The sequence below is a fragment of the Micromonospora sp. CA-269861 genome (genome assembly GCF_050948505.1).
Classification (GTDB): Bacteria; Actinomycetota; Actinomycetes; order Mycobacteriales; family Micromonosporaceae; genus Micromonospora.
Map to the genome: position 1 here is coordinate 2,469,484 of NZ_CP192014.1, position 26,665 is coordinate 2,496,148.

The following is a 26,665-nucleotide window of genomic DNA, read 5'->3' on the forward strand; positions in this document are numbered from 1 at the left end:
GATGATCAAGGCAGGAAATGGCCTCCACCAACGACCTCAAAAACGGCCTGGTACTCAACCTGGACGGCGAGCTCTGGGCCGTCGTCGAGTTCCAGCACGTCAAGCCCGGTAAGGGTGGTGCCTTCGTGCGCACCACGCTGAAGAACGTGCTGTCCGGGAAGGTGGTCGACAAGACCTTCAACGCGGGCACCAAGGTCGAAACCGCGACCGTTGACAAGCGCACGATGCAGTACCTGTACGCCGACGGTGAGGACTTCGTCTTCATGGATCTGGAGACCTTCGACCAGATCAGCGTGCCCGGTGGCACCGTCGGTGAGGCAGCCAACTACCTGCTGCCCGAGGCGGAGGCGACAGTCGCCCAGCACGAGGGTGTGCCGCTCTACATCGAGCTGCCCACCAGCGTCGTGCTGGAGGTCACCTACACCGAGCCGGGCCTGCAGGGCGACCGTTCGACCGGCGGCACCAAGCCGGCGACAGTGGAGACCGGCGCCACCGTTCCGGTTCCGCTGTTCATCACCACCGGCGAGAAGATCAAGGTCGACACCCGCGACGGCCGTTACCTCGGCCGCGCCTGATGGCTGAGGGTTCCAAGCAGCAGATGCCGGCGCGCCGCAAGGCGCGCAAGCGGGCGCTGGATGTCCTCTACGAGGCCGACCTACGGGACAAGCCTCCGGTGGAGGTGCTCGCCGGCTACGTGCAGCGGATCGAGCAGCCCCGACCGGAGCATCTGGGCTACGCGGTGGGCCTGGTCGAGGGTGTTGCCGAGCACCTCAACCGGATCGACGAGCTGATCGCCAGCTACGCCGAGGGTTGGACGCTGGAGCGGATGCCTGTCGTCGACCGTAATCTGGCCCGGATCGCCGTCTACGAGCTGCTCTACGTCGACGAGATCGACGACGCGGTGGCGATCAGCGAGGCCGTGGAGCTGGCCCGGCAGATGTCGACGGACGATTCGCCGCGCTTCCTCAACGGGGTGCTCGGCCGGATCGCCGAGTACGCCACCCGCTGAGCGTCCCCACCGGACGACGCGACACGAAAGGGCCCGTGCCAACCGGCACGGGCCCTTTCGGTGAAGCGGCAGATCAGGTGTTGCGGCAGATCAGGAGGCGAAGAACGCCCGGGGGTCGGCCACCAGCACACCGTGCTCGGTGAGCCGCTCGATCAGGCCCGACGGTGAGGCGTCGTAGACGATCGCGAGCGCCCGCAGGTCGTCGGCGCGGATGGAGAGCACCCGGCCGTTGTAGTCGCCGCGCTGCTGCTGGATGGCGCGGGCGTAGCGGGCGACGTAGGCCAGGTCCTCGGAGGCCTCGTCGTAGAGCCGCTCCAGGTCCAGAACAATCTTGCTGGTGGGCTCGTGACGGACGCCACTGCCGTCAGGCAGCAGCTCCGAGACGGGTACGCGGTAGAACTCGGCCAACTCGGCCAGACGGGACACCGTCACGGCCCGGTCGCCACGCTCGTACGAGCCGACCACCACGGCCTTCCACCGCCCGTTCGACTTCTCCTCCACACCCTGCAGGGAGAGACCCTGCTGCTGGCGGATGGAGCGCAGGCGGGCGCCCAGAGACTTGGCGTATTCAGAGGGCATTCGGACACTCCCAGTGCTGCTCGGGGTTCTCCCGTCGATCGCTACGGAGCGTGACGGTACGGGGAATGCGACACGTGGTCAAGTGGTCGTGACCCTACCGTTGAGGAGCGTCCGGGAAGTTATCCCCTATTCCGGCGCCTGATCCGGTGGTCAGCAGCCGCCGTCCCTCGGCCCGGTGACCACTGGTAACGTGGCGGAAGCCCCGGCCCAGGTCTGCTCAGCGGTCCGGCCGGAGGTGCCCGACATCCTTTAACGACCCGTCCAGTGAGGCGGGGAAGGAGGTCCGCCGTGGCATACCCACCGGCTGCCCGCTCGTCACCACCGCGACAACCCACGGTGAAGGTGATCCTCGCCAGCGCCGACGTGCAACGCGTGGTCGACCGCATCGCCCACCAGATCCTGGAAAAGACCCAGGGCGCCGCCAACACGGTGCTTCTGGGGATTCCCACCCGGGGCACCCCCCTCGCCCGGCGGCTCGCCGACCGGATCAGCACCTTCGAGGACGTCGCCGTCCCGGTCGGTGTGCTCGACATCACCCTGTACCGCGACGACCTCCGCCGGCACGCGACCCGCGCGGTGGGTCCGACCGAGCTGCCGTCCGGCGGGATCGACGGCAAACGGGTCATCCTGGTCGACGACGTGCTCTTCTCCGGCCGCACCGTCCGGGCCGCGCTCGACGCGCTCAACGACGTGGGCCGCCCGGCGTCGGTGCAGCTCGCCGTCCTGGTCGACCGGGGCCACCGGGAGCTGCCGATCCGCGCCGACTACGTCGGCAAGAACATCCCGACCTCGCTCGCCGAGAGCGTCAAGGTGACGCTCGCCGAGATCGACGGGTCGGACGAGGTCAAGCTGTTCGGGGGTACCCAGTCATGATCAAACATCTGCTCTCCGGCGGAGATCTGGACGCCGACACCGCCACCGAGATCCTGGACACCGCCGCGGAGATGGCCACCGTCGCCGGCCGGGAGATCAAGAAGCTTCCCGCGCTGCGCGGACGGACCGTTGTCAACCTCTTCTACGAGGACTCCACGCGTACCCGGATCTCGTTCGAGGCGGCGGCGAAGCGACTCAGCGCCGACGTGATCAACTTTTCCGCGAAGGGGTCCAGCGTCACCAAGGGTGAGAGCCTGAAGGACACCGCGTTGACCCTGCAGGCGATGGGCGCGGACGCAGTTGTCGTCCGGCACCCCGCCTCCGGCGCGCCGCACCGCCTGGCCAACTGGGTGGACGGGTCGGTGGTCAACGCCGGCGACGGCACCCACGAGCACCCCACCCAGGCGCTGCTGGACGCGTACACCATGCGGGCCCGGCTGGGCCGACTCGCCGGGCTGTCGGTCGCGGTGGTCGGGGACGTGCTGCACTCCCGGGTGGCCCGCTCCAACGTGCTGCTGCTCTCCACCCTCGGCGCCAAGATCACCCTGGTCGGTCCGCCGACCCTCATCCCGGTCGACATCGCGGGCGCCCTCGCCCCCGGCACCGACGTGTCCTACGACCTCGACTCCGTCCTGCCGAACGTGGACGTGGTGATGATGCTGCGGGTGCAGCGGGAGCGGATGAACGACTCCTACTTCCCCTCCGCGCGCGAGTACGCCCGCCGCTACGGGCTGGACGGGCCGCGGATGCGCCGGCTGCCCGAGCACGCGATCGTCATGCACCCCGGCCCGATGAACCGGGGAATGGAGATCACCCCCGAGGTCGCCGACTCACCCCGCTCCACCATCGTCGAACAGGTCACCAACGGGGTCTCCGTGCGGATGGCTGTCCTTTACCTGCTGCTCGGAGGGAACAACCGGTGACCGCGTACCTGATCACCAGCGTGAGTGTCGTCGGCGCAGCGCCGACCGACCTGCTGATCCGCGACGGCGTGATCGCCGAGGTCGGTCCCGGCCTGACCGCGCCGGACGCCACTGTCGTCGACGGCACCGGCCTGGTCGCCCTGCCCGGCCTCGTCGACCTGCACACCCACCTGCGCGAGCCCGGTCGGGAGGACGCCGAGACCGTCGAGTCCGGTTCCCGGGCGGCGGCGCTGGGCGGCTACACGGCGGTCTGCGCGATGGCCAACACCTCCCCGGTGGCGGACACCGCCGGGGTGGTCGAGCAGGTCTGGCGGCTCGGCCGGGAGGCCAGCCTGGTCGACGTGCAGCCGATCGGCGCGGTCACCGTCGGGTTGGCCGGCGAGCGGCTGGCCGAGCTGGGCGCGATGGCCGACTCGGCGGCCCGGGTGCGGATCTTCTCCGACGACGGGCACTGCGTCGCCGACCCGAAGTTGATGCGCCGAGCCCTGGAGTACGTCAAGGCGTTCGACGGGATCATCGCCCAGCACGCCGAGGAGCCCCGGCTCACCGAGGGCGCCCAGATGCACGAGGGTGAGGTCTCCACCCGGCTCGGCCTGATCGGCTGGCCGGCGGTCGCCGAGGAGGCGATCATCGCCCGGGACGTGCTGCTCGCCGAGCACGTGGGCAGCCGACTGCACGTCTGCCACGTCTCCACCGCCGGCAGCGTCGAGGTGCTGCGCCAGGCAAAGTCACGCGGTGTACGCGTCACCGCCGAGGTGACCCCGCACCACCTGCTGCTCACCGACGAGCGCGCCGAGAGCTATGACCCTGTCTTCAAGGTGAATCCGCCGCTGCGCACCGCCGCGGACGTCGCCGCGCTGCGCGCCGCCCTCGCCGACGGGGTGATCGACGTGATCGCCACCGACCACGCCCCGCACGCGGTGGAGGACAAGGAGTGCGAGTGGGCGTACGCCCGGCCGGGGATGCTCGGTCTGGAGACGGCCCTCTCCATCGCGCTGGAGGTGCTCGGCCCCGAGTGGGATCTGATTGCCGAGCGGATGTCGCGCACCCCCGCACGGATCGCCGGCCTCACCGGGCACGGCGTCGACCCCGCGCCGGGTGTGCCGGCCAACCTGACCCTGATCGACCCGGCCGCCCGCCGCACCATCGAGCCGGCGGAGCTGGCCAGTCGCAGTCGCAACACCCCGTACGCCCGCATGACGCTGCCAGGTCGCATCGTGGCGACCTTCCTGCGCGGCGAGCCGACGGTCCTGGACGGAAAGGCTGTCAAGTAATGGTCAAGCGCAGATCCGCAATCCTGGTGCTGGAGGACGGGCGCACGTTCCCCGGTGAGGCGTACGGCAGCGTCGGGGAGACCTTCGGCGAGGCGGTCTTCAACACCGGCATGACCGGTTACCAGGAGACCCTGACCGATCCGTCCTACCACCGTCAGGTGGTGGTGCAGACCGCCCCGCACATCGGCAACACCGGCGTCAACGGCGAGGACGACGAGTCCGGTCGGATCTGGGTGGCGGGCTACGTCGTGCGTGACCCGGCCCGGATCGGCTCGAACTGGCGGGCCACCGGTGGTCTCGAAGACCGCCTCGCCACCGAGGGTGTGGTGGGCATCAGCGGGGTGGACACCCGGGCGCTGACCCGGCACCTGCGTGAGCGGGGCGCCATGCGGGTGGGCATCTCCAGCATCGACAACGACCCGCAGAGCCTGCTGACCCGGGTCCGCCAGGCGCCGCAGATGGTCGGGGCGGACCTGTCCGCCGAGGTGAGCACCACCGAGCCGTACGTCGTCGAGGCACTGGGCGAGCACCGGTTCACCGTGGCGGCCCTGGACCTGGGCATCAAGCGCAACGTGCCGCGTCGGCTGGCCACCCGCGGGGTGACCACCCACGTGCTGCCGGCGTCGTCGAGCATCGACCAGATGCTCGCCACCGGCGCCGACGCGATCTTCCTGTCGCCCGGCCCGGGCGACCCGGCCACCGCCGACGCTCCGGTGGAGTTGGCCCGGGAGGCGCTGCGGCGTCAGGTGCCGCTGTTCGGCATCTGCTTCGGCAGTCAGATCCTCGGTCGGGCGCTCGGCTTCGGCACCTACAAGCTGGGCTACGGCCACCGGGGGATCAACCAGCCGGTGCTCGACCGGGTCACCGGCAAGGTCGAGGTGACCAGCCACAACCACGGCTTCGCGGTCGAGGTGCCCGGTGCGGGTGCCGGCGCGGTGGTCCCCGACCAGGTGATCGACACCGACTTCGGTGGGGTGCGGGTGTCGCACGTCTGCCTCAATGACAACGTGGTCGAGGGGCTGCGGGCCGTGGACCTGCCCGCGTTCACCGTCCAGTACCACCCGGAGGCGGCGGCCGGCCCGCACGACGCGGACTACCTCTTCGACCGATTCGCCGATCTCATCGAGGGCCGGAACCACAGCAAGGGGCGCAGCAATGCCTAAGCGGACCGATCTCAAGCACATCCTCGTGATCGGCTCCGGGCCGATCGTCATCGGGCAGGCCTGCGAGTTCGACTACTCCGGCACCCAGGCCTGCCGGGTCCTGCGCAGCGAGGGGATCCGGGTCAGCCTGGTCAACTCCAACCCGGCGACGATCATGACGGACCCGGAGTTCGCCGACGCGACCTACGTCGAGCCGATCACCCCGGAGTTCGTGGAGCTGGTCATCGCCAAGGAGCGCCCGGACGCGATCCTCGCGACCCTCGGCGGGCAGACCGCGCTGAACACGGCCGTCGCCCTGCACGAGGGCGGCGTCCTGGAGAAGTACGGCGTGGAGCTGATCGGCGCGAACATCGACGCCATCAACCGGGGTGAGGACCGGCAGCTGTTCAAGGAGATCGTGGCGAAGGCCGGCGTACGGCTGGGCGTCGACGACCCGACGGGTCTGGTGCCCCGCTCGCGGGTCTGCCACTCCATGGACGAGGTCGAGGCGACAGTCGCCGAGCTGGGCCTGCCGGTGGTGATCCGGCCGTCGTTCACCATGGGTGGCCTGGGTTCCGGCATGGCGCACACCCCGGAGGACCTGGCCCGCATCGCCGGTGACGGCCTGTCCGCCAGCCCGGTGCACGAGGTGCTCATCGAGGAGAGCGTGCTCGGCTGGAAGGAGTACGAGCTCGAGCTGATGCGCGACCGGCACGACAACGTGGTGGTGGTCTGCTCGATCGAGAACATCGACCCGATGGGTGTGCACACGGGCGACAGCGTCACCGTGGCCCCGGCCATGACGCTCACCGACCGGGAGTACCAGCGGTTGCGTGACCTGGGCATCGCCGTGCTGCGCGAGGTCGGGGTGGACACCGGCGGCTGCAACATCCAGTTCGCGGTCAACCCGGTCGACGGCCGGATCGTCGTGATCGAGATGAACCCCCGGGTGTCGCGGTCCTCGGCGCTGGCCTCGAAGGCGACAGGCTTCCCGATCGCGAAGATCGCCGCGAAGCTGGCCATCGGCTACACCCTCGACGAGATCCCCAACGACATCACCCTGAAGACGCCGGCGGCGTTCGAGCCGTCCCTCGACTACGTGGTGGTGAAGATCCCGCGGTTCGCGTTCGAGAAGTTCCCCGGCGCGGACCCGGAGCTGACCACCACGATGAAGTCGGTGGGCGAGGCGATGAGCCTCGGGCGCAACTTCACCGAGGCGCTGAACAAGGCGATGCGCTCGATGGAAACCAAGTCGGCCGGTTTCTGGAGTGTGCCGGACCCGGCGGGTGTGACAGTGGCGGACACCCTCGCCGCGCTGCGGATCCCGCACGACGGCCGGCTGTACACGGTGGAGCGGGCGCTGCGCCTCGGCGCGTCGATCGCCGAGGTCGCCGAGGCGTCCGGCGGGATCGACCCGTGGTTCCTGGACCAGATCGCCGCGCTCATCGAGCTGCGCGCCGAGATCGTCGACGCGCCGGTGCTCGACGCCGACCTGCTGCGCCGCGCCAAGCGGGCCGGTCTGTCCGACCGGCAGCTCGCCGCGCTGCGCCCGGAGCTGGCCGCCGAGGACGGCGTACGGACCCTGCGGCACCGCCTCGACGTGCGCCCGGTCTACAAGACCGTGGACACCTGCGCGGCCGAGTTCGAGGCGACCACGCCGTACCACTACTCGACGTACGACCTGGAGACCGAGGTCGTGCCGTCGAACCAGCCGAAGGTGCTGATCCTGGGCTCCGGCCCGAACCGGATCGGGCAGGGCATCGAGTTCGACTACTCCTGCGTGCACGCCGTCCAGGCGCTGCGGGCTGCCGGTTACGAGACCGTCATGGTCAACTGCAACCCGGAGACGGTCTCCACCGACTACGACACCGCCGACCGGCTCTACTTCGAGCCGTTGACCTTCGAGGACGTTCTGGAGGTCTGGCACGCCGAGGACTCGTCCGGCCGGGCGGCCGGCGGGCCGGGCGTGGTCGGGGTGGTGGTGCAGCTCGGCGGGCAGACCCCGCTGGGGCTGGCGCAGCGGCTCAAGAACGCCGGCGTGCCGATCGTCGGCACGTCCCCGGAGTCGATCCACCTGGCCGAGGAGCGCGGCGCGTTCGGGGCGGTGCTGGCCCGGGCCGGGCTGCGCGCGCCGGCGCACGGCATGGCCACCTCGTACGACGAGGCCAAGACGATCGCCGACGAGATCGGTTACCCGGTGCTGGTCCGGCCGTCGTACGTGCTGGGCGGGCGGGGCATGGAGATCGTCTACGACGACCCGACGCTGCGCGACTACATCGGCCGGGCCACCGACATCTCCCCGGACCATCCGGTGCTGGTGGACCGGTTCCTCGACGATGCCATCGAGATCGACGTGGACGCGCTGTGCGACGCCGACGGCGAGGTCTACATCGGCGGCGTGATGGAGCACATCGAGGAGGCGGGCATCCACTCCGGCGACTCGTCCTGCGCGCTGCCGCCGATCACCCTCGCGGGCTCGCACCTGGTCGAGGTCCGCCGCTACACCGAGGCCATCGCCCGTGGCGTCGGCGTCCGGGGGCTGCTCAACGTGCAGTACGCCCTCAAGGACGACGTGCTCTACGTGCTGGAGGCCAACCCGCGCGCGTCGCGGACCGTCCCGTTCGTCTCCAAGGCCACGGCGGTGCCGCTGGCCAAGGCGGCGGCCCGGATCGCGCTCGGGGCGAGCATCGCCGAGCTGCGCGCCGAGGGGCTGCTGCCGGCGACCGGGGACGGGGGCACGATGCCCGCCGACGCGCCGGTCGCGGTCAAGGAGGCGGTGCTGCCGTTCAAGCGCTTCCGGACCCGCGCGGGCAAGGGGATCGACTCGCTGCTCGGGCCGGAGATGAAGTCGACGGGCGAGGTGATGGGCATCGACACCAACTTCGGGCACGCCTTCGCGAAGAGCCAGTCGGCCGCGTACGGGTCGCTGCCGACCGCCGGGAAGATCTTCGTCTCGGTGGCCAACCGGGACAAGCGCGGCATGATCTTTCCGATCAAGCGGTTGGCCGACCTGGGTTTCGAGATCGTCGCCACCACCGGCACGGCCGAGGTGCTGCGCCGGCACGGCATCGCCTGCGAGCAGATCCGCAAGCACTACCAGGCGGGTGAGGGCGACGACGCGGTGTCGCTGATCGGCGGCGGCCACGTGGCGCTGGTGATCAACACGCCGCAGGGCTCGGGTGCCAGCGCCCGCTCCGACGGCTACGAGATCCGCAGCGCGGCCGTCACCGCGGACATCCCCTGCATCACCACTGTCCCCGGCGCCGCGGCGGCGGTGATGGGCATCGAGGCGCGGATCCGCGGCGACATGCAGGTCCGCCCCCTGCAGGACCTGCACGCCATCCTCCGGGCTGCCCAGTGACAGTGTTCGAGCAGGCGGTACGGCCGTGGTTGTTCCGGCTCGGGGGCGGGGACGCCGAGGCGGCGCACGAGTGGACACTGCGGCGGTTGACGGCGCTGTCGCGGTGGCCGGCCGCGCTCGCCGCGCTGCGGGCCCGGTACGCGGTGAACACGCCGCGCACGGTGTTCGGGGTGCGGTTCCCCAACCCGGTCGGGTTGGCCGCCGGCATGGACAAGGACGGCGCGGCGCTGCCGGCCTGGCCGGCGCTCGGCTTCGGTTTCGTGGAGGTCGGCACGGTCACCGCGCACGCCCAGCCGGGCAACCCCCGGCCGCGGCTGTTCCGGCTGCCGGCCAGCGAGGCGGTGGTCAACCGGATGGGCTTCAACAACGCCGGGGCCGCCGCGCTGGCCACCCGGCTGGCGGCGCTGCCGCGCCCGCTCGGGGTGCCGCTGGGCATCTCGCTGGGCAAGTCCAAGGTGACTCCGCTCGACGAGGCGGTCGAGGACTACCTCGCCTCGTACCGGGCGCTGCGGGGGCACGGCGACTACTTCGCGGTGAACGTGTCCTCACCGAACACCCCGGGCCTGCGGTCGTTGCAGGACCGCGCCCACCTCGACGCGCTGCTCGGCGCGCTGGTGGGGGAGAAGCCGGTGCTGGTCAAGATCGCACCAGACCTGACCGAGGCGGCGATCGCCGAGCTGCTGGAGGTCTGCCTGGCCCGGGGCGCCGCCGGGGTGATCGCCACCAACACCACCCTGTCCCGGGACGGGCTTGCCGGCGTCGACGTCGAACGTGGCGCGCAGGCCGGCGGCCTCTCCGGTCGGCCGCTCACCGGGCGGGCCCGGGACGTGGTCGCCTTCGTGCACCGGGAGACCGGCGGCCGGCTGCCGATCATCGGCGTCGGCGGTGTTCTGGACCCGGACGACGCGGCGCGGATGTTCGATGCCGGCGCCGCCCTGGTACAGCTCTACACCGGCTTCATCTACCGAGGACCGGCCCTGGTCCGCGCCGCCGCCCGCGCGGCGCGCCCGGCCCCGGTCCCGTCCGCCGGGCGGTGACCGGCCTGCCCGTCGCCACACCCCTGAACGCCCCGAAGGAGCGCGCGTGACGCCCGAGGAGATCCTGGCCGCCGACCGGGCGCACGTCTGGCACCCGTACGCCGCGTTGCCGCCGGCCAACGCGCCGTACGTGGTGCGCGGCGCCGAGGGGGTGCGGCTGACCCTGGCCGACGGCCGGGAACTGGTGGACGGCATGTCGTCCTGGTGGGCGGCGATCCACGGGTACCGGCACCCGGTGCTGGACGCGGCGGTGACCGACCAGCTCGGCCGGATGAGCCACGTGATGTTCGGCGGGCTCACCCACGAGCCGGCCGTGCAGCTCGCCCGGACCCTGGTCGAGCTGACACCGGACGGCCTGGAGCACGTGTTCCTGGCCGACTCCGGTTCGGTGAGCGTCGAGGTGGCGGTGAAGATGTGCCTGCAGTACCAGCGGGCCGTCGGACAACCGCAGCGACGCCGGCTGGCGACCTGGCGGGGTGGCTACCACGGGGACACGTTCCACCCGATGAGCGTCTGCGACCCGGAGGGCGGGATGCACCACCTGTGGGGCGACGTGCTGCCCCGGCAGGTGTTCGCCCCGGTCCCGCCGGGTGGTTTCACCGACCCGCCCGACGACGCGTACGTGGCGGCACTGGTGGAGACGGTCGAGCGGCACGCCGACGAGTTGGCTGCCGTGATCGTCGAGCCCGTCGTCCAGGGCGCGGGCGGGATGCGCTTCCATCACCCGGGTTACCTGCGGGTGCTGCGCGAGGTGACCCGCGCGCACGGGATCCTGCTGATCTTCGACGAGATCGCCACCGGGTTCGGCCGTACCGGCGAGATGTTCGCCGCCGGGCACGCGGGGGTGACGCCGGACGTGCTGTGCGTGGGCAAGGCGCTGACCGGCGGGTACCTGACCCTCGCGGCGACCCTGTGCACCCCGGAGGTCGCCCGGGGCATCTCGGCGTCCGGTGTGCTGGCGCACGGGCCCACGTTCATGGGCAACCCCCTGGCCTGCGCGGTGGCGAACGCCTCCATCGGGCTGCTGCGGGCCGGAGACTGGGCCGGCCAGGTCGCCAGGGTCGGCGCCGGCCTGCGCGCCGGCCTGGAGCCCCTGCGCGGCACGCCGGGCGTGACCGACGTACGGGTGCTCGGCGCGATCGGTGTGGTCCAGCTCGATCACGAGGTCGACCTCGGCGCGGCGACCGCTGCGGCGGTCGACCAGGGGGTGTGGCTGCGCCCGTTCCGCGACCTGATCTACACGATGCCGCCGTACGTCACCGACGACGTCGACCTGGCCCGCATCGCCAGCGGGGTGGCGGCAGCGGTGGCGGCTGGCTGAGTCGGTCCGGTCACCGGGTCGACGGGTTACCCGGGCGGGGCAGCCGCCCGGACGAGAAGAGGGGAACACTCCGATGGAGAGCTTCGGTACCCGGCTGCACCGGGCGATCACCGAGCGGGGCCCACTCTGTGTGGGCATCGACCCGCATCCCGGTCTGCTGGCTCAGTGGGGCCTCCCGGACGACGTCGCGGGGCTCGACCGGTTCAGCCGGACCGTCGTGGAAGCCCTCGGTGACCGGGTTGCGGTAGTCAAGCCTCAGTCGGCCTTTTTCGAGCGGTTCGGGTCCCGAGGTGTGGCGATTCTTGAGTCAACTATCCGACAGTTACGAGATGCCGGCTCGCTCGTTCTGCTGGACGTCAAGCGCGGCGACATCGGCTCGACGGTGAGCGCGTACGCCGCCGCGTACCTTGATCCATCCAGCCCCGTGTATGTCGACGCGGTCACCGCGAGCCCCTACCTCGGGGTCGGTTCGCTGGCGCCGATGTTCGAGCTGGCAGCCGAGCACGGCGGCGGCGTGTTCGTGCTGGCCCTCACCTCAAACCCCGAGGGCGCGGCCGTGCAGCGGGCCGTCACGGCCGACGGCCGCACCGTGGCGCAGACCGTGATCGACGAGATTTCCCAGCTCAACAGGGGTGCGTCCCCACTCGGGAGCTTCGGACTGGTGGTCGGGGCGACCATCGGTGACACCGGTCACGACCTCTCCGGTGTGGGCGGCCCACTGCTCGCTCCGGGGCTCGGCGCGCAGGGTGCCGGCGCAGCCGATCTGCGTACCGTCTTCGGTTCGAGCCTCGCCTCGGTGCTCCCGTCGTACTCCCGGGAAGTGCTCTCGGCGGGCCCCGATGTGGCCGCGCTGCGGGCCGCCGCGGACCGCGTGTTGGTCGACTGCCGGGCCGTCCTGCCTGCCCGGTGACTGACTGACGGGTCGGTCACTCTACGGTGATCATGCGGCCCCCACGTTGCCGAAAGCTCCGTTGGCCGCTAGTTTTCCCCGCGCTGGGAACCATGGACCCCTTGGTTCACAGCGACACCACGTTTCACAGATGCGGCGGTGCGCCCCGCCCGCCGCGATAGGGACCTGAGGAGAACTGGTGCCGCTCCCGTCACTGACCCCCGAACAACGCGCTGCCGCGCTCGAGAAGGCCGCGGAGATCCGCAAGGCCCGTGCTCAGCTGAAGGAGCAGCTCAAGCAGGGCAAGACCACCCTCGGTGCCGTCCTCGAGCGGGCCGAGAGCGACGACGTCGTAGGCAAGCTCAAGGTGTCGGCCGTCCTGCAGGCCATGCCGGGCATCGGCAAGATCCGGGCTACCCAGATCATGGAGAAGCTCAAGATCGCCGACAGCCGTCGCCTGCGTGGCCTCGGCGAGCAGCAGCGCAAGGCACTGCTTGGAGAGTTCGCCGCCAACTGAACCTGGCAGCGTGTAGAAACAAGCAGTGAGCACGGATGACGAGGCGCGCCCGGCGGCTCGGCTCACTGTCCTGGCTGGACCTTCGGGGTCCGGCAGGGAGAGTGTCGTCGAGCTCGTCCGGGCGCGTTCTCCGTCCGTGTGGATCCCGGTTGCGGCAACCACCAGGCCGCGCCGGGAGTCGGAGATCGACGGGGTGGACCGCGTCTTCCTCGCCCCCGCCGAGTTCGATCGCTGGATCGTCGACGGCGAGCTGCTGGAGTGGTCCCGGATCGGTTCGCACCGCCGGGGCACCCCGTACCCGCCGCTGCGCGCCCGGCTCGACGCCGGGCAGCCGGTCCTGCTGTCGCTCGACCTGCGCGGCGCGCCACTGGTCCGTGCGCGCCTGCCCGATGCCCGGCTGGTGCTGCTGAGCCCACCCGGGTACGCGCCCCCCGCCGCGGTTGCCGCCACCGTCGAGCACACCCTGACGCACGACCACACCGAACGGGTGGTCGACGAGCTGGTAGGCTTACTCGGTTCTTCTTATCCGGATCCGGCCTGGTCACGTGTGCGTGGCTGACGGTCGGCCGCCGTTGAGACTCAGCACCGCGTCCGCGCGGCTCGAAAGACGCAGAGGTTAATTCGTGGGATCCATCGCCAACCCCGAAGGCATCACCAACCCGCCGATCGACGAGCTCCTCGAGAAGACGACGTCGAAGTACGCGCTGGTCATCTTCGCCGCCAAGCGCGCGCGCCAGGTCAACGCCTACTACAGCCAGCTCGGTGAGGGCCTGCTGGAGTACGTCGGCCCGCTCGTCGAGACCACTCCGCAGGAGAAGCCCCTCTCGATCGCCATGCGCGAGATCAACTCGGGCCTGCTCACCGCCGAGCCGACCGACCAGCCGTAAGCCCCCGCTGGCCGATGTCCGCCTCGATCGTCCTCGGGGTCGGTGGCGGCATCGCCGCCTACAAGGCGTGCGAGCTGCTGCGACTCTTCACCGAATCGGGTCACCGGGTTCGGGTCGTGCCGACCGCGTCGGCGCTCCGCTTCGTTGGAGCGCCGACCTGGGCCGCGCTCTCCGGTCAACCGGTCGCCGACGACGTGTGGACCGACGTCCACGAGGTGCCGCACGTCCGGCTCGGTAAGCAGGCCGACCTGGTGGTGGTCGCGCCGACCACCACCGACCTGCTCGCCAAGGCCGCGCACGGCCTCGCCGACGACCTGCTGACCAACACCCTGCTGACCGCCCGCTGCCCGGTCCTGCTGGCCCCGGCCATGCACACCGAGATGTGGGAGCACCCCGCCACCGTGGCCAACGTCGCCACGCTGCGCTCCCGGGGTGTGCGGGTCATCGAGCCCGCCGTCGGCCGGCTCACCGGCGCCGACACCGGCAAGGGTCGGCTGCCCGACCCGGCGGAGATCTTCGCCGTCGCCGGTCGGCTCCTGGCCCGCGGCGGCTCCACCCCTGCCGACCTGGCCGGCCGCCGGGTGGTCGTCACCGCCGGTGGCACCCGCGAACCGCTGGACCCGGTCCGCTTCCTGGGCAACCGCTCGTCGGGCAAGCAGGGGTACGCGTTCGCCCGCGCGGCGGTCGCCCGGGGCGCCCGGGTCACAGTGATCGCGGCCAACGTCGACCTCGCCGACCCGGCCGGCGTGGACCTGATCCGGGTGGGCACCACCGCCGAGTTGCGGGAGGCGACAGTCAAGGCCGCCGTCGAGGCCGACGCGGTGGTGATGGCGGCGGCGCCGGCCGATTTCCGGCCCGCGACGTACGCGACCGGCAAAATCAAGAAGTCGGACGACGGCGTCGCGCCCACCATCGAGCTCGTCACGAACCCGGACATCGCGGCGGAGCTCGGCCAGCGCAAACGACCAGGGCAGGTGCTGGTGGTGTTCGCCGCCGAGACCGGCGATGCCGAGGCCAACGGGAGGGCGAAACTGGCCCGCAAGAGGGCCGACCTGATCGTGGTCAACGAGGTCGGTCCGGACCTGGTCTTCGGCGCCGACACCAACACGGTGACGGTGATCGGCGCGGACGGTTCGATGAGCCGGCTGCCCGAGCAGGCCAAGGAAGCTGTGGCCGACGCCGTCTGGGATCTCGTCGTGGCGCGGCTGCCCGGCCGCTCCTGACGGGTGGAACAGAGCACAACCGAACCCGACACCGGCCGCAGTGGTGATTAGACTTCCGCGGAACGACTTCACACGCTTAGGAGTGCCGTGACACGCCGTCTCTTCACGTCCGAATCGGTCACGGAAGGCCACCCGGACAAGATCGCTGATCAGATCAGCGATGGCATCCTCGACGCGCTGCTGGCCGAGGACCCCCACAGCCGCGTGGCGGTGGAGACCATGATCACCACCGGCCAGGTGCACATCGCGGGTGAGGTGACCACCAAGGCGTACGCCGACATCCCGACGATCGTCCGCCGGACCATCCTCGACATCGGCTACGACTCGTCGAAGAAGGGCTTCGACGGCGCCTCCTGCGGGGTCAGCGTCTCCATCGGCGCCCAGTCCGAGGACATCGCCCAGGGTGTGGACAACGCCTTCGAGCTGCGGACCGGTGCGTCGGAGAGCGCGCTGGACGCGCAGGGCGCCGGCGACCAGGGCATGATGTTCGGCTTCGCCTGCTCGGAGACGCCCGAGCTGATGCCGCTGCCGATCGCGCTCGCCCACCGGCTGGCCCGCCGCCTCTCGGCGGTGCGCAAGGACGGCACGATCCCGTACCTGCGGCCGGACGGCAAGACCCAGGTCACCATCGAGTACGAGGGGCTGCGCCCGGTCCGGCTGAACACCGTTGTCGTGTCCAGCCAGCACGCCGCCGACATCTCACTGGACTCACTGCTCACCCCGGACGTGCGCGACCACGTGATCGCCCCGGAGCTGGAGAGCCTGGGCCTGGACACCGACGGCTACCGGCTGCTGGTCAACCCGACCGGCCGGTTCGAGATCGGCGGCCCGATGGGCGACGCCGGGCTGACCGGTCGCAAGATCATCGTCGACACCTACGGCGGGTACGCCCGGCACGGTGGCGGCGCGTTCTCCGGCAAGGACCCGTCCAAGGTGGACCGCTCGGCCGCGTACGCGATGCGCTGGGTGGCCAAGAACGTGGTCGCCGCCGGTCTGGCCGAGCGGTGCGAAGCGCAGGTCGCCTACGCCATCGGCAAGGCGCACCCGGTGAGCCTGTTCATCGAGACGTTCGGCACCGAGACCGTGCCCGTCACCTCGATCGAGAAGGCCGTCGCCGAGGTGTTCGACCTGCGTCCCGCCGCGATCATCCGGGACCTCAACCTGCTCCGCCCGATCTACCAGCAGACCGCCGCGTACGGCCACTTCGGCCGGGAACTGCCGGACCTGACCTGGGAGAGCACCGACCGGGCCGCCGACCTCAAGTCGGCCGCGGGAGCCTGACCGCCACCAAGCACAGCGACCGGCGACCCGCGGACGGGTCGCCGGTCGCGCGCGTCTGCGTGGACGTCGGACTGGCGCACCTGGACCGGCCGTTCGACTACCTGGTGCCGGCGGAGCTGGACGAGGTGGCGCTGCCCGGTACCCGGGTGAAGGTGCGCTTCGCCGGGCAACTCGTCGACGGGTGGTTGCTGTCACGCGCCGACGACTCCGGGCACACCGGCCGCCTCGCGTACCTGGAGAAGGTGGTCTCGCCGGAGCCGGTGCTGGCCCCCGAGGTCGCCCGGCTGGCCCGGGCGGTCGCCGACAGGTACGCGGGCAGCCTCGCCGACGTGCTCCGGCTCGCGGTGCCACCCCGGCACGCGCGCGTGGAGAAGGAGCCCCGCGACGATCAGCCCACCCCGGCGGCCCCCACCGAGGCGGTCGACCCGCGTGGGTGGCGCGACTACCCGACCGGCCCGGCCCTGCTGCGGGCGCTCACCGACGGCCGCGCGCCCCGCGCGGTCTGGTCGGCGTTGCCCGGTGAGAACTGGGCGGCCCGCTACGCCGACGCGGTGGCGGCCACCGTCGCGGGCGGGCGCGGCGCGGTGGTCGTGGTGCCCGACGCGCGTGACCTCGACCGCCTCGACGCCGCGCTCACCGGAGTGCTCGGCCCGGGGCGACACGTCAGCCTCTCCGCCGCGCTCGGCCCGGCCCGGCGCTACCGGGCGTTCCTCGCCGCGCGCCGTGGGCAGGTGCCGGTGGTGATCGGCACCCGGGCGGCGATGTTCGCCCCGGTGGCCCGGCTCGGCCTCGTCGCCGTCTGGGACGACGGTGACGACCTGCACTCCGAGCCCCGCGCGCCCTACCCGCACGCCCGTGACGTGCTGCTCACCCGCGCCCACCTCGCCGAGGCCGCCGCGCTGGTCGGCGGGTACGCCCGCACGGCCGAGGCGCAACTGCTCGTGGAGACCGGCTGGGCCCCGGAGGTGGTCGCCGACCGGGCCACCGTGCGGGCGCGGATCCCGGCGATCGCGCCGACCGGAGACGATCCCCAACTGGCCCGTGACCCCGGGGCCGCCACCGCCCGGCTGCCCAGCCTGGCCTGGACGGCCGCCCGGGACGCGCTCCGGCAGGACCTGCCGGTGCTGGTGCAGGTGCCCCGACGCGGCTACCTGCCGTCGATTTCCTGCGCCGAGTGCCGTACCCCGGCGCGCTGCGCGCACTGTGCCGGCCCGCTCGCGCTGCCCTCGGCGGGTGGCACTCCGGCCTGCCGGTGGTGCGCCCGCGTGGCGGCCGCGTACGCCTGCCCGGAGTGCGGTGGGCGGCGGCTGCGGGCCGCGGTGACCGGCGCCCGGCGGACCGCCGAGGAGCTGGGCCGGGCGTTCCCCGGCGTCCCGGTGCGGACCTCGGGGCGCGAGGAGGTGCTGACCGACGTGCCCGGCGGCGCGGCCCTGGTGGTGGCCACCCCGGGCGCCGAGCCGGTCGCCGAGGGCGGCTACGGCGCGGTGCTGCTGCTCGACTCGTGGGCCCTGCTGACCCGGGCCGACCTGCGCGCCGGCGAGGAGGCGCTGCGCCGCTGGCTGGCGGCGGCGGCTCTGGCCCGCCCGGCGCCGGCCGGTCGGGTGGTGGTGGTCGCCGACGGCGCGCTCGCCCCCGTGCAGGCGCTGCTGCGCTGGGACGCCGGCTGGTTCGCCGGCCGGGAGCTGGCCGAGCGTCGCGAGCTGGGTTTCCCGCCGGCCGTGCGGATGGCGAGCGTCACCGGCCCGGCCGAGGCGGTGGCGGACCTGCTGGCCGCGGCCCGGCTGCCCGACGACGCCGAGGTGCTCGGGCCGGTGCCGGCCGAGGAGGGGCGGGAGCGGATGTTGGTCCGGGTGCCCCGGGCCCGGGCTGGCGCGCTCGCCGAGGCGTTGCACTCGGCCGCCGGCGTTCGGGCCGCCCGCAAGGCCGCCGATCCGGTTCGTCTCCAGGTCGATCCGCTGAGCCTGTTCTGAGGAGTTTCGGCCGGTGCCGGGGGTGGCGGACGTCTCCCGCCGAGGTCGCCCTCGCACACCGCGTCCGGCAGAGCGGTGGCGTCCGAGTGGTAGCATCGCCCGTCATGCCAAGGCGTACGACGGGTTCCAGGTCGCGAGGGAGCGTCAGACGCGCCGAGCTGGAGCCGCCGCGAGATGGCGCGGCGATGGCGGGAACGCGTCGGTCGGGCGCGAGGTCGATGATGTCAATGAGCCGGTGATCAGGGGTGGACCAGTCGTGACCGTTGGACAATCGATCGTCTTCAACGGCGACCTCGGCAGCGGCAAGAGCACCGTGTCGGTCGAGATCGCCAAGCGGCTCGGTATGCGCCGGGTCAGCGTGGGGGACCTCTACCGGGAGATGGCTCAGCAGCGGCAGATGACCGCGCTGCAGCTCAACCTGCACGCCGAACTCGACCAGGCCGTCGACGGCTACGTCGACCAGCTCCAGCGGGACATCGCCGCCTCCGGTGAGCGCCTCATCATGGACTCCCGGCTGGCCTGGCACTTCTTCACCGACGCGCTCAAGGTGCACATGATCACCGAGCCGGGTGAGGCGGCCCGCCGCGTGCTCGCCCGACCGTCCGGGCCGGCGGAGAGCTACGCCTCCCTGGACGAGGCCAAGGCCAAGCTGCGTGAGCGCAGCGCGAGCGAGCGCAGCCGGTTCATCATCCGTTACGGGGTCGACAAGGCCCGTCTGCGCAACTATGACCTGATCTGCGACACCACCCGGGCGTCCGCCACCGAGGTGATCGAGCACATCGTGGCCGCGTACGAGGGCACGCTCGGCGCCGAGGTGCTGCGCGACGCGCCGCCGCTGCTGCTGCTGGACCCGGCCCGGGTCTACCCGACCGAGGACATCGCCACCCTGCGTGGTCTCTGGGACACCGACTTCGTCGGTGGGGTGGCCGAGGCCGGCGACGAGGCCCTCGAACCGCTGAAGATCGGGTTCACCGGCGAGTACTTCTTCGTCGTCGACGGGCACCGCCGCCTCAGCGCCGCTCTGCAGAACGGGTTCTCCCTGGTCCCCGCCCAACTGGTCGCCGAGGTCGACGAGCCCGTCGTGGGTGGGATGACAGCGATCGACTACTTCGCCGCCCAGGTGCGTCCCGGCCTGATCTACGACTGGGAGGCGGCTCACAAGATCCAACTGCCGCTGCCCGAGCCCGCGTTGCTCCGTGGCGACGCGGTGCTCGCGGGGGACCCGGGCGCCAGCGTCTGAACTTGGCGTGCGGCCGGGCCGACGCGCGGGGTACGCGCGCCGGCCCGGCCACCGAGCCGTACGGCGGTCGCCGAGACGTCTCAGCCGAGGACGACGCCGGAGGCGCCGACGCCGGCCATGCCGGAGAAGATGTCCTCGTAGTAGAACCGCCAGGCGCAGACCCGGCCGGTGGTGACGTAGCCGGTACAGGCAGTCGACGTGTTGGTGTCGTCGATGGCGGTGTTGGTGCCGGTCGCCCAGACCTGGAGCGTGTTCGCCGCGTTCACGATCTCCACCGGGCCACCGCTGTCCCCCTGACCGACGGCGTTGGTGCGTGTGGTGTTCTCCGCCTGGACCTGCCCGCAGACCTGGCCGAAGTTGCGCACGTTGATGCACAGGTTGCGCGCCTTCACCTGGATCGAGCAGCGGGTGCCGGAGTACGCGCCGGAGGAGCACACCCAGTTGCCGACCTGGCTGGCCGACGCGCCGATCACCTGGTTGCTGAACTCACTGACCACGTTGCCGGCCGCGTCGGTGCTGTTGTTGAAGACCCGGCCGCCCGAGCTGCCCGACAACAGCAGGGTGTCGGTGCCGGCGTTGCGGGTGCCGACGATGCCCATCGACTGCCCGGTCGGGTCGGTCGCGGCGTTGTTGATGTTGCCGCAGTGCGCGGCGGAGAGGATCCGCGCGGCCCCGCCCTGGAAGACACCGAAGCCGGTCGAGCAGCCGCCGCCGGTGGTGGCGTTGCGCCAGGCGGCGCCGCCCCACCAGGGCGCCGTGTCGTCCCACCGGGTCGCGGGCGCGGCGGCGACCCCGGTCTGCACGGTCACCGGTACGCCGGCGAGAGCCGTCGCGCCGAGCAGCCCGTCCTGCGTGCCGACGAGCAGGCCGGCGCCGTCGGCGCGCGGCCCGACCGTGGTGATCTTGTCGCCGGCCGCGGCCCGCAGTCGGTCGGCCGCGACGATGAGTTCCCGCTGTGAGTACGCGGCGGGCAGCACCTTGGTGGCGACGGTGGCCCGTGCGGTGGCCACCAGGTTGGCGGGCGGCTCACCCTTCCAGTAGACCTGGAGCTGGCGGGTGGTGGGGTCGGCGACGATGCCGGCGAAGCCGGAGTTCGCGCTGCGCTGTGCCGCGTTCGTGATCCGGGCGGCGGCGGTGTTCATGCGCTGCTGCAACCGGAGCAGTTCCGACCAGGAGGCGAAGCCGCCGGGGACCGGCGTGCTGTCGACAAAGGAGCCGGTGGTGGCGGCCTTGCCGCCCGGTGCGGCGGCGGCCGGTGTGGCGGTCACGCCGGCGGCGAGCAGCGCGAGACCGACCGCGGTGACGGCGACGCGACGCAGCATCGCCACGGGGCGCCGGGTGGTCGGGTGTGGACGGATCATCGGGTACCTCTTCCCCCAGGTGTCGTGGAGCGGGCTGAGCCCGCCTCAGGACGGTGGCAGGGGCGTCGGTTCCGCGGGGCGGATCCTGGACGGCGCTGGACACCGTTGGACACCGCCGGACGGGGAAGTGGTCCGCGGTGGAACTGTCATAGATTGGCAAGTGTCTATCGATCCGCGAGGGGTCGGAATTACCCTGCCCGTGCGCATCCGGGGGGCCGGATGACCGGGGGTGGGGGCCGCATGTCCGACCAGTGGGTACCTTCCGGCACTCATCAGACGTCAGATGGGTCGCCCGGGGCGTTCGAGCTGGCCCGCGCCGGCTCCGAGGCGCAGACACTGCCGGAGCTGGCCGGGTTGCTGCGCCAGCTGCGCCGCCGTGAGGCCCGTCAGCAGGGCGAGACCCTGCTGACGTACCGGCAGTTGGCCGCGAAGACCGGCTGGTCGCGCGGAATCATCGGGGAGTACTTCGCCGGCAACATCCTGCCGCCGCCGGAGCGGTTCGACGCCCTCATCCGACTGCTCGGGGCCACCCCCGTCGAGCAGGGGGTGCTGGCCACCGCGCGGGACCGGGTCGAGGAGCGTCGTCGACGCCCGAACCGGGACCACGTGAGCACCGGGCGGGCGGTCGTTCGGGCCAGGGCCGGCGCCCCGCGCACCGGCACGACGTCTCCCCGATTCCCGGTGCCCCGCCAACTGCCCCCGGCGCTGCCCGGGTTCGTCGGACGCGCGGCCCAACTCGCGCAGCTCGATGCCGCATGCGCCGGCCCCGTGGTGTCCGAGGACGACGAGGTGGCGTCGGTCACCGTCATGACGTTGTCCGGTACGGCCGGGGTCGGTAAGACGACCCTCGCCGTCAACTGGGCCCACCGGGTCGCCGATCGGTTCCCGGACGGCCAGCTCTACGTCGACCTGCGCGGGTTCGACCCCACCGGAACGGTGGTGACGGCCGTCGAGGCGGTCCGGGGCTTCCTGGAGGCCCTCGAGGTGCCACCCGAACGCATCCCCACCCATCTGCCCGCGCAGGTGGGCCTCTATCGCAGCCTGCTCGCCGGCCGCCGGATGCTGGTGCTGCTGGACAACGCCCGCGACGCCGACCAGGTCCGGCCCCTGCTGGTCGGCAGCCCGAACTGCCTGGTCCTGGTCACCAGCCGCAACCGGCTCGCCGGCCTGATCACCGCCGAGGGCGCACGGCCGATCGGCGTCGACCTGCTCAGCACCGCCGAGGCGTGGCAACTGCTGGCCCGGCGGCTCGGCCTGGACCGGTTGGCGGCCGAGCCGCAGGCGGTGGACGAGATCATCGAGCGCTGTGCACGGCTGCCGCTGGCGCTGGCCGTGCTCGCCGCGAGAGGTGCGGAGAAGCCGGCGTTCCCACTGGCCACCCTCGCGGCCGAACTGCGGGCGGCGCCGCGACCACTCGACTCGTTCGACGGCGGGGACGCCGGGACCGACGTGCAGGCCGTCTTCTCCTGGTCGTACCGGAACCTGACCCCGGAGGCGGCACGCCTGTTCCGGCTCTTCGGCTGCCATCCCGGTCCGGACATCGGGTTCGCCGCGGCGGCCAGTCTGGCCGGGCTGCCCCGGGCCCAGGTGCCCCGACTGCTGGCGGAGTTGGCCCACGCGCACCTCGTCACCGAGCACGCCCCCGGCCGGTTCGGCGCGCACGACCTACTCCGGGCGTACGCGGCCGAACAGGTCGAACGTCTCGAACCGGCGCAGGCCCGGCGGGTCGCGATCCGGCGTGGGCTGGACCACTACCTGCACACCGCGCACGCGGCGGCGCTGCTGCTGCAGCCGGGCCGGGATCCGGTCACTCTCGCCGCCGCCGCGCCGGGGGTGGTGCCCGAGGAGATCGCCGACCTCGGCCAGGCGCTCGCCTGGTTCACCATCGAGTACCCGGTGCTGCTGGCGGCGGTCGCCCACGCGGGGCGGACCGGGTTCGACCGCCACGCGTGGCAGTTGGCCTGGACACTTGTGGACTTCCTGCAACGCCGGGGACGCTGGCCGGACCTGGCCGTGGCCCAGCGGAACGCCCTGGCCGGCGCGCAGCGGGCGGGCGACCGACTCGGGCAGGCGAACGCCCACCGCGACCTCGCCCGGGTGCTGTCCCGGCTGGGTCGGGTGGACGAGGCGGCGGGGAACTACCGCCAGGCCCTGATGATCTTCGAGGAGCTGGGTGACCACACCGGGCAGGCGCGTACCCACCGGGCGTTCGGCGCGATGCTCGACGGGCTCGGCCGGCACGCGGAGTCGCTTGACGAGAACGAGCGCGCCCTGGCGCTGTACCGTGCCGCCGGGCACCTCGCCGGGGAGGCCAGTGCCCGCAACGCGGTGGGTTGGGCGTACGCCCAGCTCGGCCAGTACGAGCCGGCGCTCGCGCACTGCCGGGAGGCGTTGGCGCTGCTGCGGACGACGGGCGACCGGCACGGCGAGGCGAACACCTGGGACAGCCTCGGCTTCATCCACGCCCGGCTGGGTGACCACGCCGCGGCGATCCGCTGTTTCCAGCGGGCGCTCGCGCTGTACCGGCGGGTCAGCGACCGCTACGACGAGGCGGACACCCTGTCCCGGCTCGGCGAGAGCCGGCAGGCGGTGGGGGACGCGGCAGGTGCCGCGCGTACCTGGCGGCGTGCCCTGGACATCCTCGACGACCTCGGCCACCCGGGCGCCGAGCGGGTGCGTGACCTGTTGGCCAGGGCCGCCCGTCGGTGACGCTGGGCACACCGGCGGTGGTTGATCGAGGTGCGCCGCCCGGCGTGCAGCCGGGCACTCCGTAGACTGGTACAGCACCGCTCGTCCACCCGAAGAAGGAGCCGTCCCGCGTGACCGTCCAGCCCATCCGTCTGTTTGGGGATCCGGTGCTGCGCACGCCGGCCGATCCGGTGGTCGACTTCGACGCCGAGCTACGTCGGCTCGTCGCCGACCTCACCGACACGATGCGTGAGCAGAACGGCGCCGGCCTGGCCGCGCCGCAGCTCGGTGTGAGCCTGCGGGTGTTCACCTTCGACGTCGACGACGTCCTCGGGCACCTGATCAACCCGGTGCTGGAGTTCCCCGACGAGGAGGAGCAGGACGGCCCGGAGGGCTGCCTGTCGATCCCCGGGCTCTACTTCGACACCAAGCGTCGACAGAACGTCGTCGCCAAGGGCTTCAGCTCGTTCGGCGACCCGATGCAGATCGTCGGCAGCGGTCTGATGGCGCGCTGTGTGCAGCACGAGACCGACCACCTCGACGGTGTGCTCTTCCTGGACCGACTGGACACGGAGGGGCGCAAGGAGGCCATGAAGGCGATCCGCCAGGCCGAGTGGTACGACGCGGCGGCCCCGCCCACTGTCAAGCTCAGCCCGCACATCAGCGACCCCTTCGGTCTGGGGCGCTGACCCGGATGCGCGTGATCTTCGCCGGTACGCCGGCCGTCGCCGTGCCCGCCCTGGCCGCCGTCGCCGCTTCCCGACACGAGCTGGTGGCCGTGGTCACCCGGCCCGACGCGCCCGCCGGGCGTGGGCGGGGTCTGTCCCGCTCCCCGGTCGGCGCGTGGGCCGACGAGCACGGCGTCGAGGTGCTCACCCCGGCCCGTCCCCGCGACCCGGAGTTCCTCGACCGGCTGCGCGAGCTGGAGCCGGCCTGCGTGCCGGTCGTCGCCTACGGGGCGCTGGTGCCGCCGGCGGCGCTGGAGATCCCCCGGCACGGGTGGATCAACCTGCACTTCTCGCTGCTGCCCGCGTGGCGTGGCGCCGCGCCCGTGCAGCACGCCGTGCTGCACGGTGACGAGTTGACCGGGGCCAGCGTCTTCCAACTGGAGGCGGGCCTGGACACCGGCCCGGTCTACGGCACCCTGACCGACGAGATCCGCGCCGGGGACACCTCCGGTGACCTGCTGGAGCGGCTCGCCGATTCCGGCGCGGGGCTGCTGGTGGCGGTGCTCGACGCGATCGCCGACGGCACCGCCCGGGCCGAGCCGCAGCCCGCCGACGGGGTGTCGCTGGCGCCGAAGCTGACAGTGGACGACGCGCGGGTGCGCTGGAACGACCCGGCCTTCGCCGTGGACCGGCGGATCCGGGCCTGCACGCCCGCGCCTGGCGGTTGGACCACGTTCCGGGGCGAGCGGGTGAAGCTCGGCCCGGTCGTGGCGGCGCCCGACGGCCCCGAGTTGAAACCGGGGGAGCTGCTTGTGGAGAAGTCCCGGGTGCTGGCCGGCACGGCGACAGTGCCGGTGCGTCTCGGCGAGGTTCGCGCCGCGGGCAAGCGGGCCATGGGCGCGACCGACTGGGCGCGCGGCGTCCGGGTCGGCACTGGAGAGGAATTCGCGTGACGGCACCGGAGGGAACCCGCCCGACGCGCTCCGGCTCGTGGGCCGATCGCGGCGGAGATCGTCGTCCGGCCCGGCCACCACTGGACCGACCGCGCCGCGCCGCGTACGAGGCGGTGGCGGCGGTGCACCGTGACGACGCGTTCGCCAACCTGGTGCTGCCGATCATCCTGCGGGAGGAGGGGCTGTTCGGTCGGGACGCGGCCTTCGCCACCGAACTGACCTACGGCACCCTGCGCCACCTGGGCACGTTGGACGCGATCCTGACCGACGCGGCCGGCCGGGACGTGGCCCGGATCGACCCGCCGGTCCGCGACGCGTTGCGGCTCGGGGCGTACCAACTGCTGCACACCCGGGTGCCGGCGCACGCCGCGGTCTCGTCGACGGTGGACCTGGTCCGTTCGGTCGCACCGGGCGCTACCGGCTTCGCCAACGCGGTGCTGCGCGAGGTGTCCACCCGTGACGCGGACGCCTGGGTGACGAAGCTCGCCCCACCGATGGAGACCGACCCGGTCGGGCACCTCGCGTTGGCGTACAGCCACCCGCAGTGGATCGTGCGGGCCTTCTCGGAGGCGCTCGGCGGCGATCTGGGTGAGACGGAGCGCCTCCTGATCGAGGACAATGAGCGCCCGCCGGTGCACCTGTGCGCCCGGCCCGGCCTGATCGACCCGGTCGAGCTGGCCGACCAGGTCGGCGGCGAGCCCGGTGCCTTCTCGCCGTACGCCGTCTATCTGCCCGGTGGCGCGCCGGGCGACATCCCGGCGGTGGTCGACGGCCGTGCCCACGTCCAGGACGAGGGCTCCCAGTTGGTGGCCGCCGCGCTCGCCGATGCGCCGCTGGACGGCCCGGACGGGCGTTGGCTTGATCTGTGCGCCGGCCCGGGCGGCAAGGCCGGCCTGCTCGGCGCACTGGCCGCGCAGCGGGGTGCCCGGGTGACCGCCGTCGAGGTGGCCGAGCACCGGGCCCGGCTGGTCTCCCTGGCGACCCGGGACCTGCCGGTGACCGTGCTGACCATGGACGGCCGTGAGGTAGGCGGCGACCCGAAGCTGCCGGAGCAGCACTTCGACCGGGTGCTTGTCGACGCACCGTGCACCGGTCTGGGCTCGCTGCGCCGTCGGCCGGAGTCGCGCTGGCGTCGCCAGCCGTCCGACCTGCCGCCGCTGACCCGGCTGCAACGGGAGTTGCTCGGCGCGGCGCTGCGGGCGGTCCGACCGGGCGGCCTGGTCGCCTATGTCACCTGCTCGCCGCACACGGTCGAGACGCACGTGACGGTGACCGAGGCGGCCCGCCGCAGCGGGGTTCCGGTGGACTTCGTGGACGCCCGGCCGTTGCTGCCGGCCGGCATGCCCGGTCTCGGTGACGGGCCGACAGTGCAGCTCTGGCCACACCGCCACGGCACCGACGCGATGTTCCTCGCCGTCCTGCGCCGAGGCTGACCCGACCCACGCGGTCCGGCCGGTCGGTGACCAGGC

23 protein-coding genes are annotated in these 26,665 nt (G+C 72.4%); 21 read left to right on the forward strand and 2 right to left on the reverse strand.

The features are described from left to right. Positions 1 to 17: 17 nt before the first annotated feature. Both efp and nusB read left to right on the forward strand, forming a co-directional pair. The gene (gene efp, locus ACQP0U_RS11345; protein ID WP_433318190.1) at positions 18 to 575 is read left to right on the forward strand and encodes an elongation factor P; all 558 of its coding nucleotides are present in this window, start codon (positions 18 to 20) and stop codon (positions 573 to 575) included. A gap of 23 nt (positions 576 to 598) precedes the next feature. Then, the gene (gene nusB / locus ACQP0U_RS11350) at positions 599 to 1,009 is read left to right on the forward strand and encodes a transcription antitermination factor NusB (protein WP_184188983.1); all 411 of its coding nucleotides are present in this window, start codon (positions 599 to 601) and stop codon (positions 1,007 to 1,009) included. Positions 1,010 to 1,099: 90 nt separating this feature from the next. Here nusB and bldD read toward each other — a convergent pair whose 3' ends face one another. Beyond that, positions 1,100 to 1,588 (reverse strand): transcriptional regulator BldD, encoded by a 489-nt coding sequence (bldD, locus tag ACQP0U_RS11355; RefSeq protein WP_007458348.1) that lies wholly within the window; start codon positions 1,586 to 1,588, stop codon positions 1,100 to 1,102. Between the two features lie 288 nt (positions 1,589 to 1,876). Between bldD and pyrR the strand changes: the two genes are divergently transcribed. From pyrR to ACQP0U_RS11430, 15 genes are all read left to right on the forward strand, one after another. Further along, positions 1,877 to 2,461: a bifunctional pyr operon transcriptional regulator/uracil phosphoribosyltransferase PyrR gene (gene pyrR / locus ACQP0U_RS11360; RefSeq protein WP_433318192.1), complete on the forward strand. Its 585-nt coding sequence runs from the start codon at positions 1,877 to 1,879 to the stop codon at positions 2,459 to 2,461. Beyond that, positions 2,458 to 3,384: an aspartate carbamoyltransferase catalytic subunit gene (locus ACQP0U_RS11365; protein WP_433318194.1), complete on the forward strand. Its 927-nt coding sequence runs from the start codon at positions 2,458 to 2,460 to the stop codon at positions 3,382 to 3,384. Before pyrR ends, ACQP0U_RS11365 begins: the two co-directional genes overlap by 4 nt. Next, on the forward strand, positions 3,381 to 4,658 hold the full coding sequence (locus tag ACQP0U_RS11370) for a dihydroorotase (RefSeq protein ID WP_433318196.1): 1,278 nt from the start codon (positions 3,381 to 3,383) through the stop codon (positions 4,656 to 4,658). Before ACQP0U_RS11365 ends, ACQP0U_RS11370 begins: the two co-directional genes overlap by 4 nt. Then, positions 4,658 to 5,821 (forward strand): glutamine-hydrolyzing carbamoyl-phosphate synthase small subunit, encoded by a 1,164-nt coding sequence (carA, locus tag ACQP0U_RS11375; protein WP_433318198.1) that lies wholly within the window; start codon positions 4,658 to 4,660, stop codon positions 5,819 to 5,821. Before ACQP0U_RS11370 ends, carA begins: the two co-directional genes overlap by 1 nt. Further along, on the forward strand, positions 5,814 to 9,161 hold the full coding sequence (gene carB, locus ACQP0U_RS11380; protein WP_433318200.1) for a carbamoyl-phosphate synthase large subunit: 3,348 nt from the start codon (positions 5,814 to 5,816) through the stop codon (positions 9,159 to 9,161). The genes carA and carB overlap by 8 nt, the downstream gene beginning before the upstream one ends. Continuing rightward, positions 9,158 to 10,198, forward strand: coding sequence for a quinone-dependent dihydroorotate dehydrogenase (locus ACQP0U_RS11385; protein ID WP_433318202.1), 1,041 nt, complete (start codon positions 9,158 to 9,160; stop codon positions 10,196 to 10,198). Before carB ends, ACQP0U_RS11385 begins: the two co-directional genes overlap by 4 nt. Positions 10,199 to 10,244: 46 nt before the next feature. After that, a complete protein-coding gene (locus ACQP0U_RS11390; RefSeq protein WP_433318204.1) occupies positions 10,245 to 11,519 on the forward strand; it encodes an adenosylmethionine--8-amino-7-oxononanoate transaminase in 1,275 nt (424 codons plus the stop codon). A gap of 73 nt (positions 11,520 to 11,592) precedes the next feature. After that, a complete protein-coding gene (gene pyrF, locus ACQP0U_RS11395; RefSeq protein WP_433318206.1) occupies positions 11,593 to 12,429 on the forward strand; it encodes an orotidine-5'-phosphate decarboxylase in 837 nt (278 codons plus the stop codon). A 178-nt stretch (positions 12,430 to 12,607) separates the two neighbouring features. Then, positions 12,608 to 12,925: an integration host factor, actinobacterial type gene (gene mihF / locus ACQP0U_RS11400; RefSeq protein ID WP_030335662.1), complete on the forward strand. Its 318-nt coding sequence runs from the start codon at positions 12,608 to 12,610 to the stop codon at positions 12,923 to 12,925. Positions 12,926 to 12,950: 25 nt separating this feature from the next. Next, complete coding sequence (locus ACQP0U_RS11405; protein WP_433318208.1) at positions 12,951 to 13,484, forward strand: guanylate kinase; 534 nt, start codon at positions 12,951 to 12,953, stop codon at positions 13,482 to 13,484. 64 nt (positions 13,485 to 13,548) lie between these two features. Beyond that, on the forward strand, positions 13,549 to 13,812 hold the full coding sequence (rpoZ, locus tag ACQP0U_RS11410) for a DNA-directed RNA polymerase subunit omega (protein ID WP_030335666.1): 264 nt from the start codon (positions 13,549 to 13,551) through the stop codon (positions 13,810 to 13,812). Positions 13,813 to 13,826: 14 nt separating this feature from the next. Beyond that, positions 13,827 to 15,035 (forward strand): bifunctional phosphopantothenoylcysteine decarboxylase/phosphopantothenate--cysteine ligase CoaBC, encoded by a 1,209-nt coding sequence (gene coaBC, locus ACQP0U_RS11415; RefSeq protein WP_433318210.1) that lies wholly within the window; start codon positions 13,827 to 13,829, stop codon positions 15,033 to 15,035. A gap of 87 nt (positions 15,036 to 15,122) precedes the next feature. After that, a complete protein-coding gene (gene metK, locus ACQP0U_RS11420; RefSeq protein WP_433318212.1) occupies positions 15,123 to 16,316 on the forward strand; it encodes a methionine adenosyltransferase in 1,194 nt (397 codons plus the stop codon). 59 nt (positions 16,317 to 16,375) lie between these two features. Beyond that, positions 16,376 to 18,286, forward strand: coding sequence for a primosomal protein N' (locus tag ACQP0U_RS11425; RefSeq protein ID WP_433318214.1), 1,911 nt, complete (start codon positions 16,376 to 16,378; stop codon positions 18,284 to 18,286). Positions 18,287 to 18,542: 256 nt separating this feature from the next. Beyond that, on the forward strand, positions 18,543 to 19,526 hold the full coding sequence (locus ACQP0U_RS11430; RefSeq protein ID WP_433318216.1) for an AAA family ATPase: 984 nt from the start codon (positions 18,543 to 18,545) through the stop codon (positions 19,524 to 19,526). Positions 19,527 to 19,606: 80 nt separating this feature from the next. Here ACQP0U_RS11430 and ACQP0U_RS11435 read toward each other — a convergent pair whose 3' ends face one another. Next, positions 19,607 to 20,887 carry a hypothetical protein gene (locus ACQP0U_RS11435; protein ID WP_433318217.1) on the reverse strand — a complete coding sequence of 427 codons (1,281 nt, stop codon included), beginning with the start codon at positions 20,885 to 20,887 and terminating at the stop codon, positions 19,607 to 19,609. 240 nt (positions 20,888 to 21,127) lie between these two features. Here ACQP0U_RS11435 and ACQP0U_RS11440 point away from each other — a divergent pair, with 240 nt between their 5' ends. From ACQP0U_RS11440 to ACQP0U_RS11455, 4 genes are all read left to right on the forward strand, one after another. Next, on the forward strand, positions 21,128 to 23,596 hold the full coding sequence (locus tag ACQP0U_RS11440) for an ATP-binding protein (RefSeq protein ID WP_433318218.1): 2,469 nt from the start codon (positions 21,128 to 21,130) through the stop codon (positions 23,594 to 23,596). A 110-nt stretch (positions 23,597 to 23,706) separates the two neighbouring features. Further along, positions 23,707 to 24,264, forward strand: coding sequence for a peptide deformylase (gene def / locus ACQP0U_RS11445; RefSeq protein ID WP_433318220.1), 558 nt, complete (start codon positions 23,707 to 23,709; stop codon positions 24,262 to 24,264). A gap of 5 nt (positions 24,265 to 24,269) precedes the next feature. Next, entirely contained in the window at positions 24,270 to 25,196 is a 927-nt protein-coding gene (gene fmt, locus ACQP0U_RS11450) for a methionyl-tRNA formyltransferase (RefSeq protein WP_433318221.1), read from the forward strand. Continuing rightward, positions 25,151 to 26,629: an RsmB/NOP family class I SAM-dependent RNA methyltransferase gene (locus ACQP0U_RS11455; RefSeq protein WP_433320774.1), complete on the forward strand. Its 1,479-nt coding sequence runs from the start codon at positions 25,151 to 25,153 to the stop codon at positions 26,627 to 26,629. The genes fmt and ACQP0U_RS11455 overlap by 46 nt, the downstream gene beginning before the upstream one ends. Positions 26,630 to 26,665: the final 36 nt, after the last annotated feature.